The 17,372-nt window shown below is 51.0% G+C and carries 18 protein-coding genes; 5 read left to right on the top strand and 13 right to left on the bottom strand.

Translation table 11 applies throughout. The annotated features are described in order from the left end of the window. Window positions 1-5: 5 nt before the first annotated feature. The 5 genes from WMW72_RS03400 to WMW72_RS03420 all read right to left on the bottom strand — a co-directional run bounded on the left by WMW72_RS03400 (window position 6) and on the right by WMW72_RS03420 (window position 4,726). Window positions 6-1,385 carry a UDP-glucose dehydrogenase family protein gene (locus WMW72_RS03400; protein ID WP_341413990.1) on the bottom strand — a complete coding sequence of 460 codons (1,380 nt, stop codon included), beginning with the start codon at window positions 1,383-1,385 and terminating at the stop codon, window positions 6-8. A gap of 33 nt (window positions 1,386-1,418) precedes the next feature. Next, window positions 1,419-2,108 (bottom strand): sugar transferase, encoded by a 690-nt coding sequence (locus WMW72_RS03405; protein ID WP_341413991.1) that lies wholly within the window; start codon window positions 2,106-2,108, stop codon window positions 1,419-1,421. Between the two features lie 17 nt (window positions 2,109-2,125). Next, window positions 2,126-3,019, bottom strand: coding sequence for a UTP--glucose-1-phosphate uridylyltransferase GalU (galU, locus tag WMW72_RS03410; protein WP_341413992.1), 894 nt, complete (start codon window positions 3,017-3,019; stop codon window positions 2,126-2,128). Between the two features lie 353 nt (window positions 3,020-3,372). Continuing rightward, window positions 3,373-4,008, bottom strand: coding sequence for a CpsD/CapB family tyrosine-protein kinase (locus WMW72_RS03415; protein WP_341413993.1), 636 nt, complete (start codon window positions 4,006-4,008; stop codon window positions 3,373-3,375). After that, window positions 3,989-4,726, bottom strand: coding sequence for a YveK family protein (locus WMW72_RS03420; RefSeq protein ID WP_341413995.1), 738 nt, complete (start codon window positions 4,724-4,726; stop codon window positions 3,989-3,991). The genes WMW72_RS03415 and WMW72_RS03420 overlap by 20 nt, the downstream gene beginning before the upstream one ends. A gap of 316 nt (window positions 4,727-5,042) precedes the next feature. Between WMW72_RS03420 and WMW72_RS03425 the strand changes: the two genes are divergently transcribed. After that, window positions 5,043-5,201 carry a hypothetical protein gene (locus WMW72_RS03425; protein WP_341413996.1) on the top strand — a complete coding sequence of 53 codons (159 nt, stop codon included), beginning with the start codon at window positions 5,043-5,045 and terminating at the stop codon, window positions 5,199-5,201. A gap of 226 nt (window positions 5,202-5,427) precedes the next feature. After that, window positions 5,428-8,238, top strand: coding sequence for a PA14 domain-containing protein (locus WMW72_RS03430; protein WP_341413997.1), 2,811 nt, complete (start codon window positions 5,428-5,430; stop codon window positions 8,236-8,238). A gap of 93 nt (window positions 8,239-8,331) precedes the next feature. Here WMW72_RS03430 and WMW72_RS03435 read toward each other — a convergent pair whose 3' ends face one another. The 7 genes from WMW72_RS03435 to WMW72_RS03465 form a co-directional block, all read right to left on the bottom strand. Continuing rightward, window positions 8,332-9,450 carry a glycosyltransferase family 4 protein gene (locus WMW72_RS03435; RefSeq protein WP_341413998.1) on the bottom strand — a complete coding sequence of 373 codons (1,119 nt, stop codon included), beginning with the start codon at window positions 9,448-9,450 and terminating at the stop codon, window positions 8,332-8,334. Between the two features lie 38 nt (window positions 9,451-9,488). Next, window positions 9,489-11,231, bottom strand: a complete 1,743-nt coding sequence (locus WMW72_RS03440) for an ABC transporter ATP-binding protein (protein WP_341413999.1) — start codon at window positions 11,229-11,231, stop codon at window positions 9,489-9,491. A 65-nt stretch (window positions 11,232-11,296) separates the two neighbouring features. Beyond that, window positions 11,297-11,767 carry a S24/S26 family peptidase gene (locus WMW72_RS03445; RefSeq protein WP_341414000.1) on the bottom strand — a complete coding sequence of 157 codons (471 nt, stop codon included), beginning with the start codon at window positions 11,765-11,767 and terminating at the stop codon, window positions 11,297-11,299. Further along, window positions 11,757-12,041, bottom strand: a complete 285-nt coding sequence (locus WMW72_RS03450) for a PqqD family protein (protein ID WP_341414001.1) — start codon at window positions 12,039-12,041, stop codon at window positions 11,757-11,759. The genes WMW72_RS03445 and WMW72_RS03450 overlap by 11 nt, the downstream gene beginning before the upstream one ends. Next, complete coding sequence (locus WMW72_RS03455; RefSeq protein ID WP_341414002.1) at window positions 12,038-12,829, bottom strand: hypothetical protein; 792 nt, start codon at window positions 12,827-12,829, stop codon at window positions 12,038-12,040. Before WMW72_RS03455 ends, WMW72_RS03450 begins: the two co-directional genes overlap by 4 nt. Before the next feature lie 39 nt (window positions 12,830-12,868). Next, window positions 12,869-13,831 carry a nucleotidyltransferase domain-containing protein gene (locus WMW72_RS03460; protein ID WP_341414003.1) on the bottom strand — a complete coding sequence of 321 codons (963 nt, stop codon included), beginning with the start codon at window positions 13,829-13,831 and terminating at the stop codon, window positions 12,869-12,871. A gap of 167 nt (window positions 13,832-13,998) precedes the next feature. Then, entirely contained in the window at window positions 13,999-14,205 is a 207-nt protein-coding gene (locus WMW72_RS03465; protein WP_341414004.1) for a helix-turn-helix domain-containing protein, read from the bottom strand. A gap of 329 nt (window positions 14,206-14,534) precedes the next feature. Here WMW72_RS03465 and WMW72_RS03470 point away from each other — a divergent pair, with 329 nt between their 5' ends. Beyond that, window positions 14,535-14,699 (top strand): hypothetical protein, encoded by a 165-nt coding sequence (locus tag WMW72_RS03470; protein ID WP_341414005.1) that lies wholly within the window; start codon window positions 14,535-14,537, stop codon window positions 14,697-14,699. A gap of 156 nt (window positions 14,700-14,855) precedes the next feature. Further along, entirely contained in the window at window positions 14,856-15,635 is a 780-nt protein-coding gene (locus WMW72_RS03475) for a metallophosphoesterase (protein ID WP_341414098.1), read from the top strand. Window positions 15,636-15,646: 11 nt separating this feature from the next. On the opposite strand, the gene WMW72_RS03480 is transcribed toward WMW72_RS03475, so the two are convergent. Then, complete coding sequence (locus WMW72_RS03480; protein ID WP_341414006.1) at window positions 15,647-16,069, bottom strand: hypothetical protein; 423 nt, start codon at window positions 16,067-16,069, stop codon at window positions 15,647-15,649. A gap of 183 nt (window positions 16,070-16,252) precedes the next feature. On the opposite strand from WMW72_RS03480, the gene WMW72_RS03485 reads away from it, so the two are divergent. Beyond that, complete coding sequence (locus WMW72_RS03485; RefSeq protein WP_341414007.1) at window positions 16,253-17,365, top strand: acyltransferase family protein; 1,113 nt, start codon at window positions 16,253-16,255, stop codon at window positions 17,363-17,365. The last annotated feature ends 7 nt before the right edge of the window (window positions 17,366-17,372 follow it).

The following is a 17,372-nucleotide window of genomic DNA, read 5'->3' on the forward strand; positions in this document are numbered from 1 at the left end:
CCATCTTACGGATGAACGTGAGCCGGCTGACGGCTGGCGCCGCCCCGGATACCCACACCCCTGTATTCCAGCTCCTGCCCGTATTGGTCTGCGAAAGCATTACGTCCATCGATCCAGAGCGGACGGTCCATCCAGGCCTTCAACTGTTCCGCTCCAATCCCGGCATATTCAGGCCACTCCGTGACCAGCAGCGCAGCCTCGGCGCCGAGCAGCGCTTCCTGCACACTCACGCAGGCTTGAACTCCAACCGGCAGCTGCGGGCGGGACTTCTCAAGCGCGATCGGATCATGGACGCGAACCTCAGCCCCTTCTCGGACTAGCTCCTCAATGATCGGCAGGCTTGGCGCCTCGCGGATATCATCGGTCCCCGGCTTGAAAGTCAGACCCAGCACCGCAATTCGCTTGCCTTGCAGCGAGCCGAGGCTTTCACGGGCCTTCTCGATCAGCTTGAATTTCTGCGCCCCATTGACTTCGATGACAGCAGCCAGCAGCTTAAAGTCATAGCCATTGGTATCCGCAATATGATGAAGTGCACGCGTATCCTTAGGAAAGCAGCTGCCTCCATACCCGATACCTGCATGAAGGAAGGACTTGCCGATCCGGGCGTCGGTACCGATAATATCAGCCACTCGTCTCACATCCGCGCCGACCGCATCGCAGACATTGGCGATTTCATTGATAAAACTGATTTTCATAGCGAGAAATGCATTGGCTGCGTACTTAGCCAGCTCCGCGCTTCGCAGGTCTACAGACATGAAGGGTACGGCTTCAACTCCCTCCGGTCTGGGTGCAAAGGATGGAGCCTCGAACCTTTGCTCCACCAGGACTTCGTACATCCGGCGCAGCGTCTGGACAGCAGCATCCCCGCCCCCCACGACGACTCGTTCGGGGTATAAGGTATCCGCAACGGCGCGTCCCTGGCGAAGGAACTCTGGATTGGAAGCGATGCTTACCCGGTCCTCGAGACCGAAGGCCTTAATTTTATCGGCGATGGTGTCGGCCGTTCCGACCGGCACCGTGCTTTTATTGACGAGAACTGTCGGCGTTTCCTTGCCGATCAGATGCGAAATGACATCATCGGCTGCCCCGAACAAATACGTTAGGTTCGGCGAACCGTCTTCATTGGCCGGTGTGCCAACGGCAAAAATAAGTACTTCGGCCTCGGAAACGGCAGCTTCGTAGGAAGTCGTGAAGCGGATCCTCTCCTCCGACGAATTCAGCAGATCCTCCAGACCAGGCTCATAGATAGGCATCAGCCCCGCCTTAAGCCCGTCGATCTTGCGCTCGTCGATATCGACGCAGGTTACCCGGTGACCGAGGAAGGCAAGCGAAATGCCTGTCGTCAGTCCCACGTAGCCCGTTCCAATGACACTAACGTTCATCATCCATTCTCCTTACCATACCTATAATTGTAGGATTCAGTACGAGTTCTTCGGGACTAGCATGATCCATACCGTCTTGAAAATCAGCTTCACATCGAACCAGAGGCTTTGCTGACGGATATAGTACAGATCCAGCTCAACCATCTGCTGGAAGGAAAGCCCATTGCGGCCACTGACCTGCCACAGTCCCGTGCAACCGGGCACGACCAGCAGACGCTGCTTGTCGTAGCCGGTGTACTGGTCCACTTCCCGCTGTAGAGGAGGACGAGGACCTACAAGACTCATCTCGCCCTTCAACACATTCCAGAGCTGGGGCAGCTCATCCAGACTTGTGACACGCAAGATCTTGCCAATCTTCGTAATTCTTGGGTCATCCTTCATCTTAAACATGGCGCCCTGGATTTCGTTTTTGTCGAGCAAATCCTTGAGCAGATCCTCGGCATTCCATACCATGGATCTAAACTTATACATGGCGAATGCTTTGCCATTTTTTCCAACCCGCATTTGCCTGAAGAAGACCGCTCCCTTGGGGTCCTCCAGCTTGATCAAAACCGAGATGACGGCAAACACCGGCAGCAGCAGGAGCAATCCCGCCAGCGAGCCCAGAACGTCCATCGTCCGCTTAGCCCACAAATAAGATTTGCGATGCTCGGTTTTAGCATCCGTGCTGCCTTCCTTAAAATAATGATGCGGGCTTAGAGCCTCCGCTTTATTGGTGTCCGACATTCGTCTATGTGCCTCCTCTAGCCGATAGCCTGCGGCCAGGTGCTTTCTGCAACCATTTTTTCCATCGCTTGCAGCAAAGGCTTGCGCAGCTCGGGATTACGCATCGCAAACTCCAGCGTGGTCATGATAAAACCTAGCTTCTCGCCCACGTCGTAGCGCTTGCCATCAAAGTGATAGGCAAACACGCGATGCGCTTCATTCAGCTTCTGAATCGCATCCGTCAGCTGAATCTCCCCGCCCGCTCCCTCCAGCTGCAGATCCAGGAAGGGGAAAATATCCGCCGTCAATACATAACGCCCCATAATCGCCAGATTGGATGGAGCCTTGCCCAGAGGCGGCTTCTCCACGAATGCCTTGACCTCATACAGGTCCCCAGCCTTGCTGATCGGATCGATAATGCCGTATCGCTGTGTCTCCTGATCGGAGACCGGCTGAACACCGATTACGGAGGAGCCTGTCTGGTTATACTGGTCGATCAATTGCCTCAGGCATGGCTCCTTATCGCTCATGACGATGTCATCGCCAAGCAGTACGGCAAACGGCTCATCCCCAATGAAGCGCCGGGCGCACCAAACCGCATGGCCAAGACCCTTTGGTTCCTTTTGCCGGATATAATGAATGTCCACCTTGGCGGAGCGCTGCACTTCCTCCAGAAGCTTCAGCTTGCCCTTCTCTGCTAGATTGCTTTCGAGCTCGAACGCATGATCGAAATGATCCTCGATCGCCCGCTTCCCTTTACCGGTCACGATGATAATATCTTCGATTCCCGATGCTACCGCCTCTTCGACGATATATTGGATGGTAGGCTTGTCGATGATAGGCAGCATTTCCTTAGGCATAGCCTTGGTAGCAGGAAGGAATCTTGTTCCGAGACCCGCTGCCGGGATGATTGCTTTTCTTACTTTCTTCATCACTAATTCCTCCATGTCACATAGGATTTGTTAGATATATACAAATACGAAAACCATCGCAATGAAGGAATACATGCAGGCCGTCAGGTTTTCGCCGTACATCCATAACGCTAAAAAAACTAACTATGCCGTCTTGGCCTGCTTGCCATCTCCAAGGCAAGACGGCATAAGTAGAATTTTTATATTGATTTAGAAGAAAAATAGGGCATCGAACCCTCCCTCACGCCACACCCTTGACAATAGATGTCTAAGGTGAATCCACCCACAGCATGGCCGAGTGCCTACAGTGATAAAGGTACAGTAGGCATTACCTATCCCGCAGAAGCGGGAGTCGCATGATCACATCAGCAAAACTACGCCTTCACAGTCTTGTCCCTATTCATCAACACACCAAGCAGATTGGCTTTAACACGCCCCAGTTCTTCCTTGGAACGTTTAGCCAAATTACGTTTGACCTTGCCCTGCTGAATGACGAACACTACCCCGTCGCACTTGGCACTCACAATCTTGGAATCGATATGACCGATTACCGGAGGGGCATCCACGATAATGATGTCGAATTCCTGCTTGAGCTGCAGAAGCAGTTCATCCATCGATTCGGAGGAAAGCAAGTCGGAGGCCTGAGAAGTGCCTGTGCCCGCATAGAGCAATGACAAATTTCTCATATCGGAAGTTGACAAAACCTCGCGCAGCTCGTTCGTCCGGTTCAGGACATTGGTCAGACCACGGGCATTGGAGTCACCGTAAAAGGTGTGTACGCCTGGATTGCGGATATCCGCATCGACAAGGATTGTCTTTTTACCTGATTGGGCATAGGCGGCAGCCAAGTTGACTGCAGTTGTCGTACGGCCTTCTCCACGGCATGTGGAGGTGACGGCTACCGTCTTGACTCTCCGCTCGGCCGTAGACTTGAAATCAATATTCACCCTGAGCTCGACATATGCTTCGGGAAGGACCTGCAGAGGTTCACTAGTTCTCGACTGTCGCATATGCAATTTCCCCTCCTTGACTCCGCGGTCTCGTTTGCTTCAGCGACTTGAACTGGCTCTTCTTCATCTCCGGTACGGATGCCAGCAGCTCAAGCCCCATCGTCTGAGTGATGTCATATTCGGATTTCAGGGTATCGTCCATGAATTCGAGCAGCAAGACAACCCCGAGAGCAAAGATGAGTGCTACAAACGCGCTGATAAACACGTATAAGTTCGATTTTTCGTTAATTGGCATCGGATTTTCCTTAGCCTCGGCATTGTGAAGAATTTCGATATTGTTGACTTTCATAATCTTTGGAATTTCGGTTTGGAAGACGGCGGTGACTGCATTGGCGACCTGCATCGCTCTCTCATACGAAAGGTCTCTTACGCTGATGGTCATGACTTGTGTATTGTTGATAGACTGGACGTTGATAATCTGGCTGAGTTCACCCGGACTAAGTCGCAGATCCGGATAGCGCTGGACGACCTTCTCCATGATGGCAGGCGTTCGAATAATTTCCTTGTACGTGTCAATCAAACGAATGCTGTAGGCCATTGATCCCAGGTCCATCTGCTCCTTGCCAAGCTGCTCCAATTCGACAGTTTTATTGACAATTACTTTGGTCGAGGCTTGGTAAACAGGCCGGTAATTATACTTGTTGAACACGGCCGTCGTGATCGTAGCTATGACGACAACGAGCAGAACGATCCATAAACGCTTTTTCAGTATTCTCATAAGTTCTTTGGGCTCCATACGATCCTCCAAGTCGAAAGATACACTATGTATCAGGTTTATACCCTTACTCTATGATACAATATGTATCTTGTCAACCACTTTTTTTGTAAACTTTGTCACAAAAATTCGTAATTTTGAATATGCGGCACCAATGCCCCTTTGTTTTTTACACATAAGACGATAATATGACGCACCTTTTTCTAATATTATAAAAAATTGATGTAGTCACTAGACTTAAGGATACAAATCGTATATAATCCACCTGGATACAAGTTGTATCTAATACAAAGAGAAGATGGGTAGGAGGTGAAGGAAGTTGGAGAAAAAACAGTACGCAAAACCTGAAATCATGAGTCATGAAATGATCAGCTTCGAAACCGGTTTGTCCAGCTGCGTTAAGGTCGCAACTGTTGACGGCACAAACCCTGTTCAAAAGGTATGCCTGAGACCAGACAACACTTGGATCAATCTGTAAGAAGTAGTCCGGCGAAAGACCAGGGATACCTAAAATCCCTGGTCTTTTTTCTTGGGGATAATCTTCAAAAAAAGGCAAACAGTGTCTTAATTCCTAGGGTTTCGATGTGAATTGCATCATCTTCTATTAAGAGTCGGATATATTTAAGGAACCAGTCCGATATATTTTTCATAGGATAGATGGTAAAGTGATTGAGGAAAAAATTACCTTCAAGGGAGGGATTCGGATGATCAAACCGGAATGGAAGCGATTAAGAATATCCTTACTCACGGTGATGATCGCGACCATGAGTCTAACCGGGGCTATACCATTCGGCACCTCAAGCATTCCCAGCTCCAAGGCTGCCGAGCAGAAACAAACTTATGAAGATTGGCGTCAACAGGAAGTCCCGTTTGGCTACCGCTCCTTCAGTCATGCACCTTGGAAAGCCTACATGGATACATGGGATGCCAACCGTTTTCTAGAAACCCCTGCTATCGTTTTCAACGTCAGCCCTCAGGAGGCTGATGCTACCGCACAGGTTCTGGCAGAGTCAGGCATCCGCAGGGCACGCATCGAGATCGGCTGGGGAAGCTTATCCTACGAGGATGAGAGCAAGCTGGTGCCTTTTTCCGAAACTAATTTTACGCAAATTTTACAAGCGCTGCGCAAGTACAATATAAGGCCTCTTGTCCTATTGAATGCCAATGCGGGAGTCCCCGCCCCAGCACAAGATCTGAAAGCAACGCTCAAAGCAGACGCCCCGTCAGGAGCTACCGAGATTTATTTGTCCTCTACCGCAGGTATTGTGCCTGGTTATACGGGACTGATCAATATGGCGTATCAGTCGATGTACCCCGTCATCACTTCCGTCGACCCAGCGACCGGCCGTTGCGTACTGTCCGCTCCTCTACCTAAGGCTCTCCTCAAAGGAGATCTCAGCTTGCGCAAACTGAAATATCAGCCCTTCTCCGGAGTGACCTTCGAGGACGGAAAACCGAATCCGAAGGCCAAGGAAACACTCAATGGCTGGGTCAAATATGTAGAGACCGTCACCAAGTTTGTACAAACTACACTCGGGACAAAAGGCTCCTCCGATGCAGGCTTCGATCTTGAGGTTTGGAACGAGTATACCTTTGGCAGCCAATTTTTGGATATTAATAATTACTATAAGCCGGGATTCAAATTCAGTGAACCGCTCACCTACTCATCCGGGAACAATACAATGACCGGACCCGAGGTCGTTCTACCGCTCACGATCAATTATGTCAAAGACAAAGCGAACAACCTGCCGGGCGTCAAGGTGATCAGCGGCTTCTCCAACCAGCGGCCATGGGAGAACGGAACGGAGAACTGGATCGGTATGGACGGCTTTAGCCGTCATCCTTATACAGGCCGAGATGTCATTAACGAGTCGGTCTTTAATGTGCAGCAGGATAAAATCTTAAGCGACGAACAAAGACCCACCAGCTTTGTACCCAGCTATGTCTCATTTTTCCCTGAAAAATGGTTCTATGCTGTGCAGACCGAATTCTCTACCCGAGACCTGCAGCCCTTCCCGGGCCCGTGGAGTCTCCATGGGCGGTACAGTAATACCGGTAACGGGGTTCCTGCCGAAGTCTGGATGACTGAGGTCAATATGGCCAGATTGAATTTTGCCCGGCTTCTGATCCAGCAAACCGGAGCCAGCAATGACGATCCGGGCCTGCTGAATGTGATGCAGCGGATTGGCACCAAATCTACCTTGCGGCACTACACCTTTTTTAGTCACAAGGGAATCAAGGCCGTCAGCTTGTTCGCAGCCAAGGACAATGATCTGTCCAATGGAGTCATTCCGATGGCGTTTTTCGACGAGCTGCGCAAAAACAAATACGTCCTCACACCTTCCGTCCGTGAGAAGTCAGGTCCTCAGCTGCAGGCGTTGGCCAATACCGTCAATTTGATGAAGACAGGCGTCACGCTGGATAATCCCCGTAATCTGCAGGTACTGGACATCAAGGACCCGTCGCCCAAGCTAGCTTTCCGAGGAGACGGCACGCCAGACAATCCGGACTATTACGAGGATCTTGCTATACTGCCTACTCAGCTCAGAGCCAATAAGTTTGCTATCGGCTACTATGCCGTCACCCGGGACCTAAGCGAAACGCAGAATGCGAAAAAGGGTCTGCTGGATCCATCACGGTATGATATGGCACCCAAAAACATTGAAGTCACCCTCTCGAACATTCAGGGTCAAGGTGCCAAAGTGAGTGCTTATGATCCTATCGACAACCGGAATGTACCGGTAACTGTCACCAAATCGACTTCCAGCACGATTACCGTTCAACTGGAAACGGTCGATTATCCTAGATTTTTGATCGTGGAGGAAGCAAGCAACGGCCCGTTGCTTCAGGATATCAAGCTGGAGCGGAAAGCAACTGGAGGCGCTGTGCTCTCATTCACTCCGAATATAACAGGTCAGGCTTCGATTAGCTGGGGGGCCTATCCGGTTAGGACCTCCAGCACCTTCAAGGAAATTACCTACGTGGACGAACAATTCAAGAAAGAAGAGTCAGCCCGGGACGTGAAGCTGATCCAATTCGATACCCAGAACCAGGTGCTACCGGCGAGAAAAGGCTCATGGAAATGGGTCGGGACTATCGTACCAAAGTATTCCGAATCCTATACCTTCCTGATTGAATCGCCGAACTGCCGCGTCGAACTCTGGGTAGGCGATCAAAAGCTGGTCAACTGGTGTGAAACTAAACGGAGCGGCTCCATAGACCTTCAAGCCGGAAAACCGTATACTTTGACCTTGGCTTATTCCTCACCTTATCAATCCGCTCAAACCGTCAAGCTGCTATGGGCTAGCGCCAACCAGCCTCGGGAGTTGGTAGCGGCGGGCAAATCGACTCAGGCTGCCGTCGTTAACGTCACCCAGAATGTACGCAAATCGATTGATTTGCCTCAGCTGAAGGAAGGCGAAGGCGTAAAGGTGCGGATGACATCAGGAGATCGAACCGTAACCTTCCCGCACTGGAATTATGACGTACGAGGCGCACTCTGGAATACCAAATAATGTATAAAAAGGCAGCCTCTCAAGCTGAATGAGCTTGAGAGGCTGCCTTTTTCACAGCAGAAATCGCTTCACGGCAGAATCCCTGCGAGACGTTCACTTGGAGCTGACCAGTGTATGCAAGTTATGCTCGAAGCGCTCAGCCATTTTATAGGCAGTGAACCGTGATTCCACCGTAGACCGGGCATTTTTGCCGAGCGTCTGCAAGGAGAACTTGCCCTCTACAATACTTTCCATCAACTCCACGAGCTGATCTTCTGTCCCATCGTACAGCAATCCGTCGAATCCGCTGTTGATGATTTCCTTGGGCCCTCCTCGGCCTACCGCCAGTACGGTTTTGCCCAGCGCCATCGACTCCGTGATGACCATGCCGAAGGGCTCCAGCAATGACGCGTGAACCACCACATCCGTGACCGCCAGAATCGGGGCTACCTGCTGCTGATGACCCAGGAAGATGATCCGCTCCGGATGATCAGACTCCAGGGCAATCGCTCTAAGCTCCTCCTCATAATCCGTCTCAAGACCGAACAAGGCGCCGCCGATGACCAGCATATAGACTTGATGCTTACGGCTTACCCGGTTGAAGGCCCGGATCACCACATCGGGCCGCTTCCAGCGCTGAAGCCTGCCCAAGAAGGCGAATACAACCGCTTCCTCGGGGATGCCGTGCACCGGCCGGAAGTCGCTTCCCTCCGGATTAGCCAGCGGAAATTCCTGCAGATCGACGCCCAGGTTATTAAGCAGCACGGGTGCACCCGGCTTCAGCTTCTCCTGATAATGCTTGGAGATTAACGATGGGCACAGCACGCCTGTCGCTGGAATCCGCGATACGAGCCGATCGAGCCAGTGCTTATCCGGTACGCCATGCTGCCACCAGACGGCCGGCTTCTTCTCCAGACGCGCCGCCACCCCGCCGTACAAGTGAGCTTTCGGCATCCAGTTGACGATCAGATCAATTCCCTGACTGCGAATCAATCCGCGCAGCTGGCCGATGACGCGGAAGTACGAAGTGATATTGCGCAGCCTTGCCGCCTCCAGCACATGAGTTCGACAACCCAGCCTCTCGACCTCCTGCACCAGGCTTCCCTGTTGGAAGAAGACGACCTCCGCCATGAAGCGGTCGGCATTCAAATGCTTGAGAATATCGACCATCACCCGCTCGGCCCCGCCTCGCTCAGCTACAGGACTTAAAATAAGAAGCTTCATCTTTTTCATGATTTCCCGGTCCTCCTGAACTCCTGAACTGCCCCGGCTTATACAAGCCCGCCTGCAATCTGTCTTACCTGCCGATTATCCACCTGCAATTGATAGAGGCGCGCATACAGCCCCTTCTTGGCCAACAGCTCATGATGAGTTCCCTGCTCCATGATCCGGCCTTCGTCCACTACAACAATCAGATCGGCATTCATTATCGTAGAAAGCCGGTGGGCAATCACCATCGTCGTCCGGTTGCGCATCAAGCGTTCCAGCGCTTCCTGTACCTGATGCTCCGTCTCGCTGTCCAATGCCGAGGTCGCCTCGTCCAGCAGCAGGATCGGCGCATCCTTGAGCAGAGCCCGTGCAATCGCCAAGCGCTGCCGCTGCCCTCCGGACAGCTTCACGCCCCGCTCCCCGATCTCGGCGTCATAGCCGCCCGGAATTTCCATAATAAACGCATGTGCGTTCGCCTCCTTGGCGGCCTTCACAATCTCAAGCTCGCTGGCATTCGTCTTGCCGAAAGCGATATTGTCCCGGATCGTCCCGGCGAACAAATACGTATCCTGCGGCACATAGGCTGTGTAGCTGCGCAGCTCGGAGAAGGATAGCGACTGCAGCGGCTTACGGTCAATCCGGATTTGACCGCTAGTTGGCTGGTAGAAGCCCATCATCAGATTGAAGATCGTACTCTTGCCCGCCCCGCTAGGTCCTACCAGCGCCACGGCCTTGCCGGCGGGCACCGTCAGCTCGAAGTCTGTTACTGCAGGTTTCGTGCCGTCGTAGCTGAATGATACGCCATGCAGCTCGATGCCATGCTGCAGCTTAGGAGCCGGCACTTGGGTCAATAGCTCTGGACTTTCTGCCGGTATGTCCAGCACCTGCTGGATCCGCTCGACAGCGGCGATGGAGCGCTGGAATGCCCCCCAGATCCCAGCAAGGCCGGTAAGTGGCGCGACCAGATGGTTCATCAGATTGACGAAGGCGAGCAGTTCCCCGACCGACATCTTGTCGCCCATAATAAAATAGGCGCCAACTCCCAGCGTGACGATAAATGCGATCGTCCCAGCCGCACTGGCTCCAACCTGAAAATAGCCTCTCAGCTTCGCCATCTTCAGCTCCAGCGCCAGCAAGCCCCCATTCTGCTCGGCATACTTGTCATGAACTTGCTTCTCCAGCGTGAAGGAGCGTATCACCGTGTTGCCTGCAAAGCTGTCGTTCAGGAAGCTGTGAAGCCCCGCCAGCTTCTCATGCAGCAGCTTGCTATTGGAGCGGAGCAGCTTGCCGAAGACTAGCCCCGACACCGCGGCGATTGGCCCAAGCAATAGACAAATGAGGGTCAGCTGCCAGTTGATATTCACCAGATATACAAAAGCTGCAATCCCCATCAACGGGAGCCGGATCATGCCGATCAGATTGCCGCCGATGGCACCGTCGATGCTATTGGCATCGTTGGTCAGATGGGACACCTGCTCGCCGGAGTGGGTATTCCCATAGTAACGGCTTGGCAGTCTCAGCATGTGGGCGAATAAGTCATTCTTCAGATCGCGCCGGATCCGCTGCACAGCCGACGTCTCCAGATAAGTGCCGAAGAAGTACATCAGACTGGTCACTACGATGAAGCCGATTCCGTACAGCAGAAGCCGTGTCACCTGATCCGTGTTCCGCGCGATAGCCGCATCCGTCACATTCTGCATAAACCAGGTAAAAAACAGCGTTACGCCGATATTCGCCAGCATAAACACGCACAGCCAGAAATAAGTTTCCCAGTACCTCGATACATAACGCAGAAGAAAACCCATCGGCCTGCGGAATTCCCCGATTTCCAGCATTTTTTTTGCTTTCCGTTGCAGTTTTCCTACGATATTCATGTGGCCGCCTTCATTCCCCGTAGTTTTCTCGCCGCTCTCAAGTACCAGTGTATGCCAATAGACAAGAGCGGCATCCGGACCATCATACGGCTCCAGCACGCCAGCAGCACGCCGTCTACGCGGAGCTCGATCCGCTTCTTGCGGATCAGGACGAGCCTGCCGATCAACTGCTCCCTGCGCAGCGGAGGATCGTCCCGGTCCTGAGAATCCCCTTTGCAGATATAGAGCATCTGCCCGCCGTCGGCTGCTTGCCGGAGATAGCGATGCCCGACCAGCACTCCTTTGTCGGATACATACAGCAGAATATCGCCGATGCGGAGCCCGCTATCCGTAAAAGGCTCGAAGCGGCAAATATTGCCGGTACGAATCAACGGAAACATGCTCACGCCATGAGAGGGAATCTCCACGTACCCCTTGGAGGTCATCAGATTGCGGATAGCGCGTACTGTATGTTCATTAGCCAGCATGGTTGATGAGGCCGAGCTGCAGCAGCTGGTTAAGAAAAGCCTCCACGTCCTGGCCAGCTTGCTGCTTCGTAATATCGTAAACCTCCAGCACAGCATCCGTAAGCGAATCCGGCGTCTGCTCTTGCTCCAGTCTCGACCAGATCAATCCGCCCACCTCGTTCAGCTTCGTGATCGTATACTGGTCAGCATGCATGATCACCCATTCTCCGTCTACCTCGAAGGCCTCTGCATTCGTCGTACGTCGGTATGTCGTTGAAATCGATGGATTGGTCATGAAATTTCCTCCCAAAACGTTTCATTTTTCTGAAAATGAAGCTCATAGGCCGGGACATGCTCAATTAGGCGTTTGCACAGCCGCAGCACCTTTCTCGTCTCCTCAGGATCATGAGCCCAGTAAAACACACGATTCATCACGCCTACGACGCCATCGATCTTATGCACCGGTACCCGCTGATTGACCAGAGCCTGCCGCAGAAATTGAATCGCGGCCAGCGGATAAGGCCCCTTCAGCTCAGGCATCCGGGTATCACTGCGAAATGGCGACGTGTACACCTGAACGCCCGTATCGGCAATCTTAATCAGGGTCGCCTCGTCGGACAAAATGGGTCTTGGGAACGAAAGCTGCGCCACCGTTGATTTGCCCGCACCGGAATGTCCCGCGAACAGATACGAGCGCCCGCTTTGCAGCATGCAGGAGGAATGAACGAGAAGTCCCCACTCCCGATGGGTAATGAACGCGCTGAATACATTGACCAGCGCATGCTTGAGCGCGAATTCGTCATATACACTGATCGTAGCCCTGCCGTAGTCGAGATCAGACTCGATCAGATAATCCGAGCGCTTGTAGGTAGCCTGCTGCCCGTCTGAGCCGGCATCCACGTCATAATCGACAAAGGGCTCGCCATAGCCCTCGTTTAAGGTTACATACAGATCCGCCTTCATGACCGAGGCATCGGCAACCGTCAGCTCTGCGAATTTGTCCAGCACATAAGCCTCTATCCAAGCTGACTCGGTATCGAAGATCACCTGATGATCCGCAATATGTACACCTATTACAGACATATCCATTGACTCCTTACTTCCTATATAATGGGATTTACCTTAATAAGCTTTACGCACGGATTTGACTTGATGCTTCAATGTATCGAAGATGAAGTGCCGGAAAAACAGCTTATACCGGTAATATTTATTAGACCGGATGCCCAGCCGGGCATTCTTGATCATCTGATAGTCCCAATGCGTTTCCAGATGTTCGAAGGGAAGGGCACGCCGCAGCTTTAACTGCGGGAATTGAGCATAGACAATGGATAATACGGCCTGTACGCGGCGGGATGTCTTGTCCCGGCGGGAGATTGCCATCACTTCATCCAGATTGAGCTCATCCTCGCATCGATACAACATCTGGGCAAGGTCCAGGACATAACGCACGGAATCCATCTGATGCCGGGCGCCGTGCAGGCACATGAAGTAGAACGTGTGCAAGGTAGACAATTGCTTGACATATTGGTAGTCCTCCAGCTTCTCCGCACCCTGCCAGAACGGATCGCTGCTGAGCTCCGACCACTGAAGCTTGTCGAGCGTCCAGTGAAGTTCCACCATCAAACCGTCCTTTTTCTGCAAACGGGCATGATGGTCCTTCACAATCTCGAACTCATAGCCTAGAGTCTCTACAAGAGAGATCGTCTGCTTGAGATCGTCGGCAGGTACAAGCAGATCAATATCGCTTGTGACCCTGGCCGTAAAATGACCGAAGTACCGCTCAGCAAACCTGACTCCCTTTAAAGGAATAACCGGTTTTGCGTGCTGTTCGAACAAGGCCAGCAGCTCCTCCTCCTTATGCTTCATGAACATATTGTGGTAGCTGGCCTGCGCCGTTCTTTGCTTCAGTTTGTCCTGAAACCAGACTGGCGTTTCTTCATAGCGCCCTGCAGCCTTTAGCAAATGCTGAACTTGTGTCGAAAGCACGAACAGCTCGATTTCTTCCAGAAGCAGCTTATAATCCTCATCCGTGCGAGGCAGGGGCAGATGGAGATGATACAAGGCCTGTAAAAAGGGGATAAGCATGACATCCTCCAAATCGTTTTATTGCCAATCAGTGGTTTTCAAGTACATATAAAGATACAATTTGTATCCTATAAGGCCTACTTTAGTACACGAAATGTATCATGTCAAGTGAATATTACCGTACACGCTGCCTTTCCAGAAAGCGCATTCAAGGCTTGAACCGCTATTTAGTTGCTCTCGACTTCCTCCATTACATACTCCATACTTACCGAAAAATACTGGGCCAATTTCTTCAAGGTTTCATAGGCCGGTTGCCGTCTGTCATTCTCATAATGAGACAGAGCCGCACGGGTTACTCCGAGTATTTGAGCCAGCTCGCCCTGTGTCAACTGCCTGGTTTCCCTAAGCTGGGAAATTCTTTTTCCTAACTTCATGTTTGCCTATCCATCCTTCCGCTTGTACTTGGTAGAACGCCTTTCCGCAGCGCTTTTTCTTCACTAATACTATTGATGTGTTATATTATACACACTTTTTAACTCCGATACAATTTGTATCTTAATGATTTTTAAGATTTTCTTGTCTGTTTTTCATTTTCGTCTTACTTGTTTACATTTTCGCTGCTTTTCTTCCATTTTATAAGGAAATATTCCCCATTTTTAAGGTTCTAAATTTAAATTTATCCACTAGCAAATTCAGAAACCTTATAGTATAATTATCCCAGATACATAATGTATCAAATTTATATAGATAGGAGCTGAACTCTATGGGTAAAAAGTTGTATGCTCGTCCCGAAGTTATGTCCCATGAGATGATTGCTTTTGAGACCGGCTTGTCGAGCTGCATTAAGATTGCAACGGTCCAAAACACCAATCCGCCGGAGAAGGTATGCCTGTATCCTAACCATAAATGGGGTCCACTGCCCAAATAAGGCCGTGTTCTCTGGACTGCTCGCTGTCCTTCATAGACCTGATGTCTGCGCCCGGCTTTACGAGCAGATCTCAGGTCTTTATTCTGTCTAGCGTTTCTCTTCTGCCTCGAGATTATGATACAATTAGTAACGTAATCTATAGGGAAGGTGAACCGAATGCTCAGTCTAACCGCGACTGCACTTATCGTACTGATCGTGATGACATTGCTTCTGTATGCTCTGCTGATTCTCCCTACACAATGGCTTAAGGTCGAACGTGTGCGCTTCGATGCCGGTCTGGGTCTCAAAATTTTGCAGCTCAGCGATCTGCATGTGGAGAGGATGCGGATTGCACCCGGGACAATCCGGCGCATTCTGCGGGAAGAACAGCCCGACTACGTTTTTATTACGGGGGATTTCACCAAGCTTCCGGGACAACTCCCGCGCCTGGGATTGTACTTGTCTGTGCTGGAGGAAAGCGGGGTTCCGGGTTACGCTGTACTAGGCAATCATGACTATCAGCAACCCAAGGTGCGAAGGCTTATTCGTTTTGTCGAACAATACGGCATCCGTGTACTCCGCAACGAATCGGCCCAGCTTGACAGATTTCAGCTCATCGGCATCGATGATTGGAGTAGCGGGAAAAGCCACATCGGGCAGTCCTTTGCCAAAGTGACCGAAGGGCAACCGAAGATCGTGATTACCCATGATCCGAACATTGTGTTAAAGCTGAATCGCCCATTCGGGTACTTAATGGCAGGCCATCTGCACGGCAGGCAGCTCAATGTACCGTTCTTCTTCCGATTTAGACCGATGGGTCCCCTACCGGCAATGGGCATCTATCGTGGGCTGCATAAGACGGATTACGGGGCATATTACATATCGAAAGGATTGGGGCAAACGGCTTTCAATGCCAGATTTCTGGTACGGAGCGAGGTCACCATTCACGAGCTGTAAGCTCACTTATATTAGACCAGCGTATCGATCGAGGATACGGGTGTACCCATCTGATGGAAGGCTAGATAGCTATCTGTCGCTTTGTTTCGCTGAAGCTCCGCATACTCATTTCTTTGTTTGATTAGTTGCATCAACTCTGCCCGGCTGGTGTGATCCATCGCATGAATCGCCGAATACTGCTGGCCGGCTGTCCCCCTGTTCACTTGTCCCGTCAAAATTCCCGTGAAATGAACGGTACCAGAGAGGAGCTCCAGCTCAAAGGATAGGACAATATGCCGATGAACGGGCAGCAGCAAAGGGCTCGCAAAACGAATCTCAGCCATGTCTAGGCCTGTGAGCTCAACCACAGCTTGCCGGGTCTGGACATTTCGGTGATCGATACAAGAGACGGACAGCTTGCCATATATCGCCGGAAGATCGGGAATTTTGAACATGAGGTATTCTTCCTTTCGCTGTAAATGGTCGTTAGGTCATAGACTTCACAATACTTTTTGTATCATAAATAAATAATAAGATACATTTTGTATCTAGTCAATGGGTACCTATGAACCATTACATCCCCTATTACGGGAATGATATAATTGATACATATTGTATCACGAAAGAAAGGATCGATTATGCAAAAAAAAAATGTGAATGAAATTTTCCTGTTGCGGAGTCTAGCTTGTCTCGCCATTGTTTTCCTGCATTCCATTACCTTTAGTCAGTATGATTCGCTGAATCTTCCCACCAAAATGGCTGATGGCCTGGAAGCCTTACAAATGCTGCTCATGTTCGGTACACCAATGTTCGTTTTTATTTCGGAATTTCTAATCTCGTACTCTTATCCAAATAGGCTCCCGTCAGGATTTTTCTCCAAACGGCTCAAACTGATCGCCGCTCCCTTCTTCAGTATGGCGCTAATCTATGCCCTGCTATTCGCCCTGGCCAATTATCAGGGACAAACCCTGCATGCGTTTCTAGTACAAAGCGCACGAAACCTGTTCCTCGGTGATTTTCACGGTTATTTTATTTTGATTATCTTTCAATTTTATGTATTGCATGCACTATTCCAGGCATTTCGCATAGACCGCTTTTCCGCCAAAATGGTCATCCCAATAGCGCTAGTCATCAATATTGCCTACTTGGGGATTTATAATTTTGTCGCCCCGCTCTTCATTGAATACTATTGGAAGCGGCTTGTTCCGCTAGCCTTTCCTGCGTGGCTGGCGTACTTTACTGTAGCGTACTACTGCGGCAGAAATTACGAGAAATTCAAAGCCTTCTGCGCCTCCTACAAAACCGCAGGAATCATGCTGACGCTCGTCTTCGGCGTCCTGATGCTTTACCTGAATCATAGGGAGATTATCGACGATATCCACTCCAAGCGAATCGATGTGCTGTTCTACACGTTCGGCGTCATCATGACGATGTTCCATCTGGCTTCCCGGCTCAAACGTGTCCCCAAGGCGCTAATCGTCATCAGCAACTACTCATTCGCCATCTACTGGATTCACATTGGTATTCAAGTTTATGTCATGCCCCATCTCGTGAAGCCGGCCTCAGTCGCGTCTGTCTTCACGTTTATCCCGCTTGCCTTCTGCATCAGCCTTCTAGGCTCGCTAGGCATAGCCTACTTGATCAACAGAACCAGCATCGGGATGTATCTGATCGGGCGAACGGGATTCGGAGCTTCACAAGCCGGCAGACTGAATATGGTCAGAGGAGGCTCCTCATCAAGACAGAGATAGCTTACGA

Origin of the sequence: Paenibacillus filicis, assembly GCF_038070315.1 — a bacterium.
Taxonomy (GTDB): Bacteria; Bacillota; Bacilli; order Paenibacillales; family NBRC-103111; genus Paenibacillus_G; species Paenibacillus_G filicis.

Excerpts from the sequence above, each read along its gene's own strand:
- WMW72_RS03405 (WP_341413991.1), bottom strand. The coding sequence starts at position 2,108 with ATGTCGGACACCAATAAAGCGGAGGCTCTAAGCCCGCATCATTATTTT.
- WMW72_RS03440 (WP_341413999.1), bottom strand. The coding sequence starts at position 11,231 with ATGGGTTTTCTTCTGCGTTATGTATCGAGGTACTGGGAAACTTATTTC.
- WMW72_RS03480 (WP_341414006.1), bottom strand. The coding sequence starts at position 16,069 with ATGTTCAAAATTCCCGATCTTCCGGCGATATATGGCAAGCTGTCCGTC.
- WMW72_RS03465 (WP_341414004.1), bottom strand. The coding sequence starts at position 14,205 with ATGAAGTTAGGAAAAAGAATTTCCCAGCTTAGGGAAACCAGGCAGTTG.
- WMW72_RS03470 (WP_341414005.1), top strand. The coding sequence starts at position 14,535 with ATGGGTAAAAAGTTGTATGCTCGTCCCGAAGTTATGTCCCATGAGATG.
- WMW72_RS03400 (WP_341413990.1), bottom strand. The coding sequence starts at position 1,385 with ATGATGAACGTTAGTGTCATTGGAACGGGCTACGTGGGACTGACGACA.
- WMW72_RS03415 (WP_341413993.1), bottom strand. The coding sequence starts at position 4,008 with ATGCGACAGTCGAGAACTAGTGAACCTCTGCAGGTCCTTCCCGAAGCA.
- WMW72_RS03450 (WP_341414001.1), bottom strand. The coding sequence starts at position 12,041 with ATGACCAATCCATCGATTTCAACGACATACCGACGTACGACGAATGCA.
- galU (WP_341413992.1), bottom strand. The coding sequence starts at position 3,019 with ATGAAGAAAGTAAGAAAAGCAATCATCCCGGCAGCGGGTCTCGGAACA.
- WMW72_RS03455 (WP_341414002.1), bottom strand. The coding sequence starts at position 12,829 with ATGTCTGTAATAGGTGTACATATTGCGGATCATCAGGTGATCTTCGAT.
- WMW72_RS03445 (WP_341414000.1), bottom strand. The coding sequence starts at position 11,767 with ATGCTGGCTAATGAACATACAGTACGCGCTATCCGCAATCTGATGACC.
- WMW72_RS03485 (WP_341414007.1), top strand. The coding sequence starts at position 16,253 with ATGCAAAAAAAAAATGTGAATGAAATTTTCCTGTTGCGGAGTCTAGCT.
- WMW72_RS03475 (WP_341414098.1), top strand. The coding sequence starts at position 14,856 with ATGCTCAGTCTAACCGCGACTGCACTTATCGTACTGATCGTGATGACA.
- WMW72_RS03460 (WP_341414003.1), bottom strand. The coding sequence starts at position 13,831 with ATGCTTATCCCCTTTTTACAGGCCTTGTATCATCTCCATCTGCCCCTG.
- WMW72_RS03420 (WP_341413995.1), bottom strand. The coding sequence starts at position 4,726 with ATGAGAATACTGAAAAAGCGTTTATGGATCGTTCTGCTCGTTGTCGTC.
- WMW72_RS03430 (WP_341413997.1), top strand. The coding sequence starts at position 5,428 with ATGATCAAACCGGAATGGAAGCGATTAAGAATATCCTTACTCACGGTG.
- WMW72_RS03435 (WP_341413998.1), bottom strand. The coding sequence starts at position 9,450 with ATGAAAAAGATGAAGCTTCTTATTTTAAGTCCTGTAGCTGAGCGAGGC.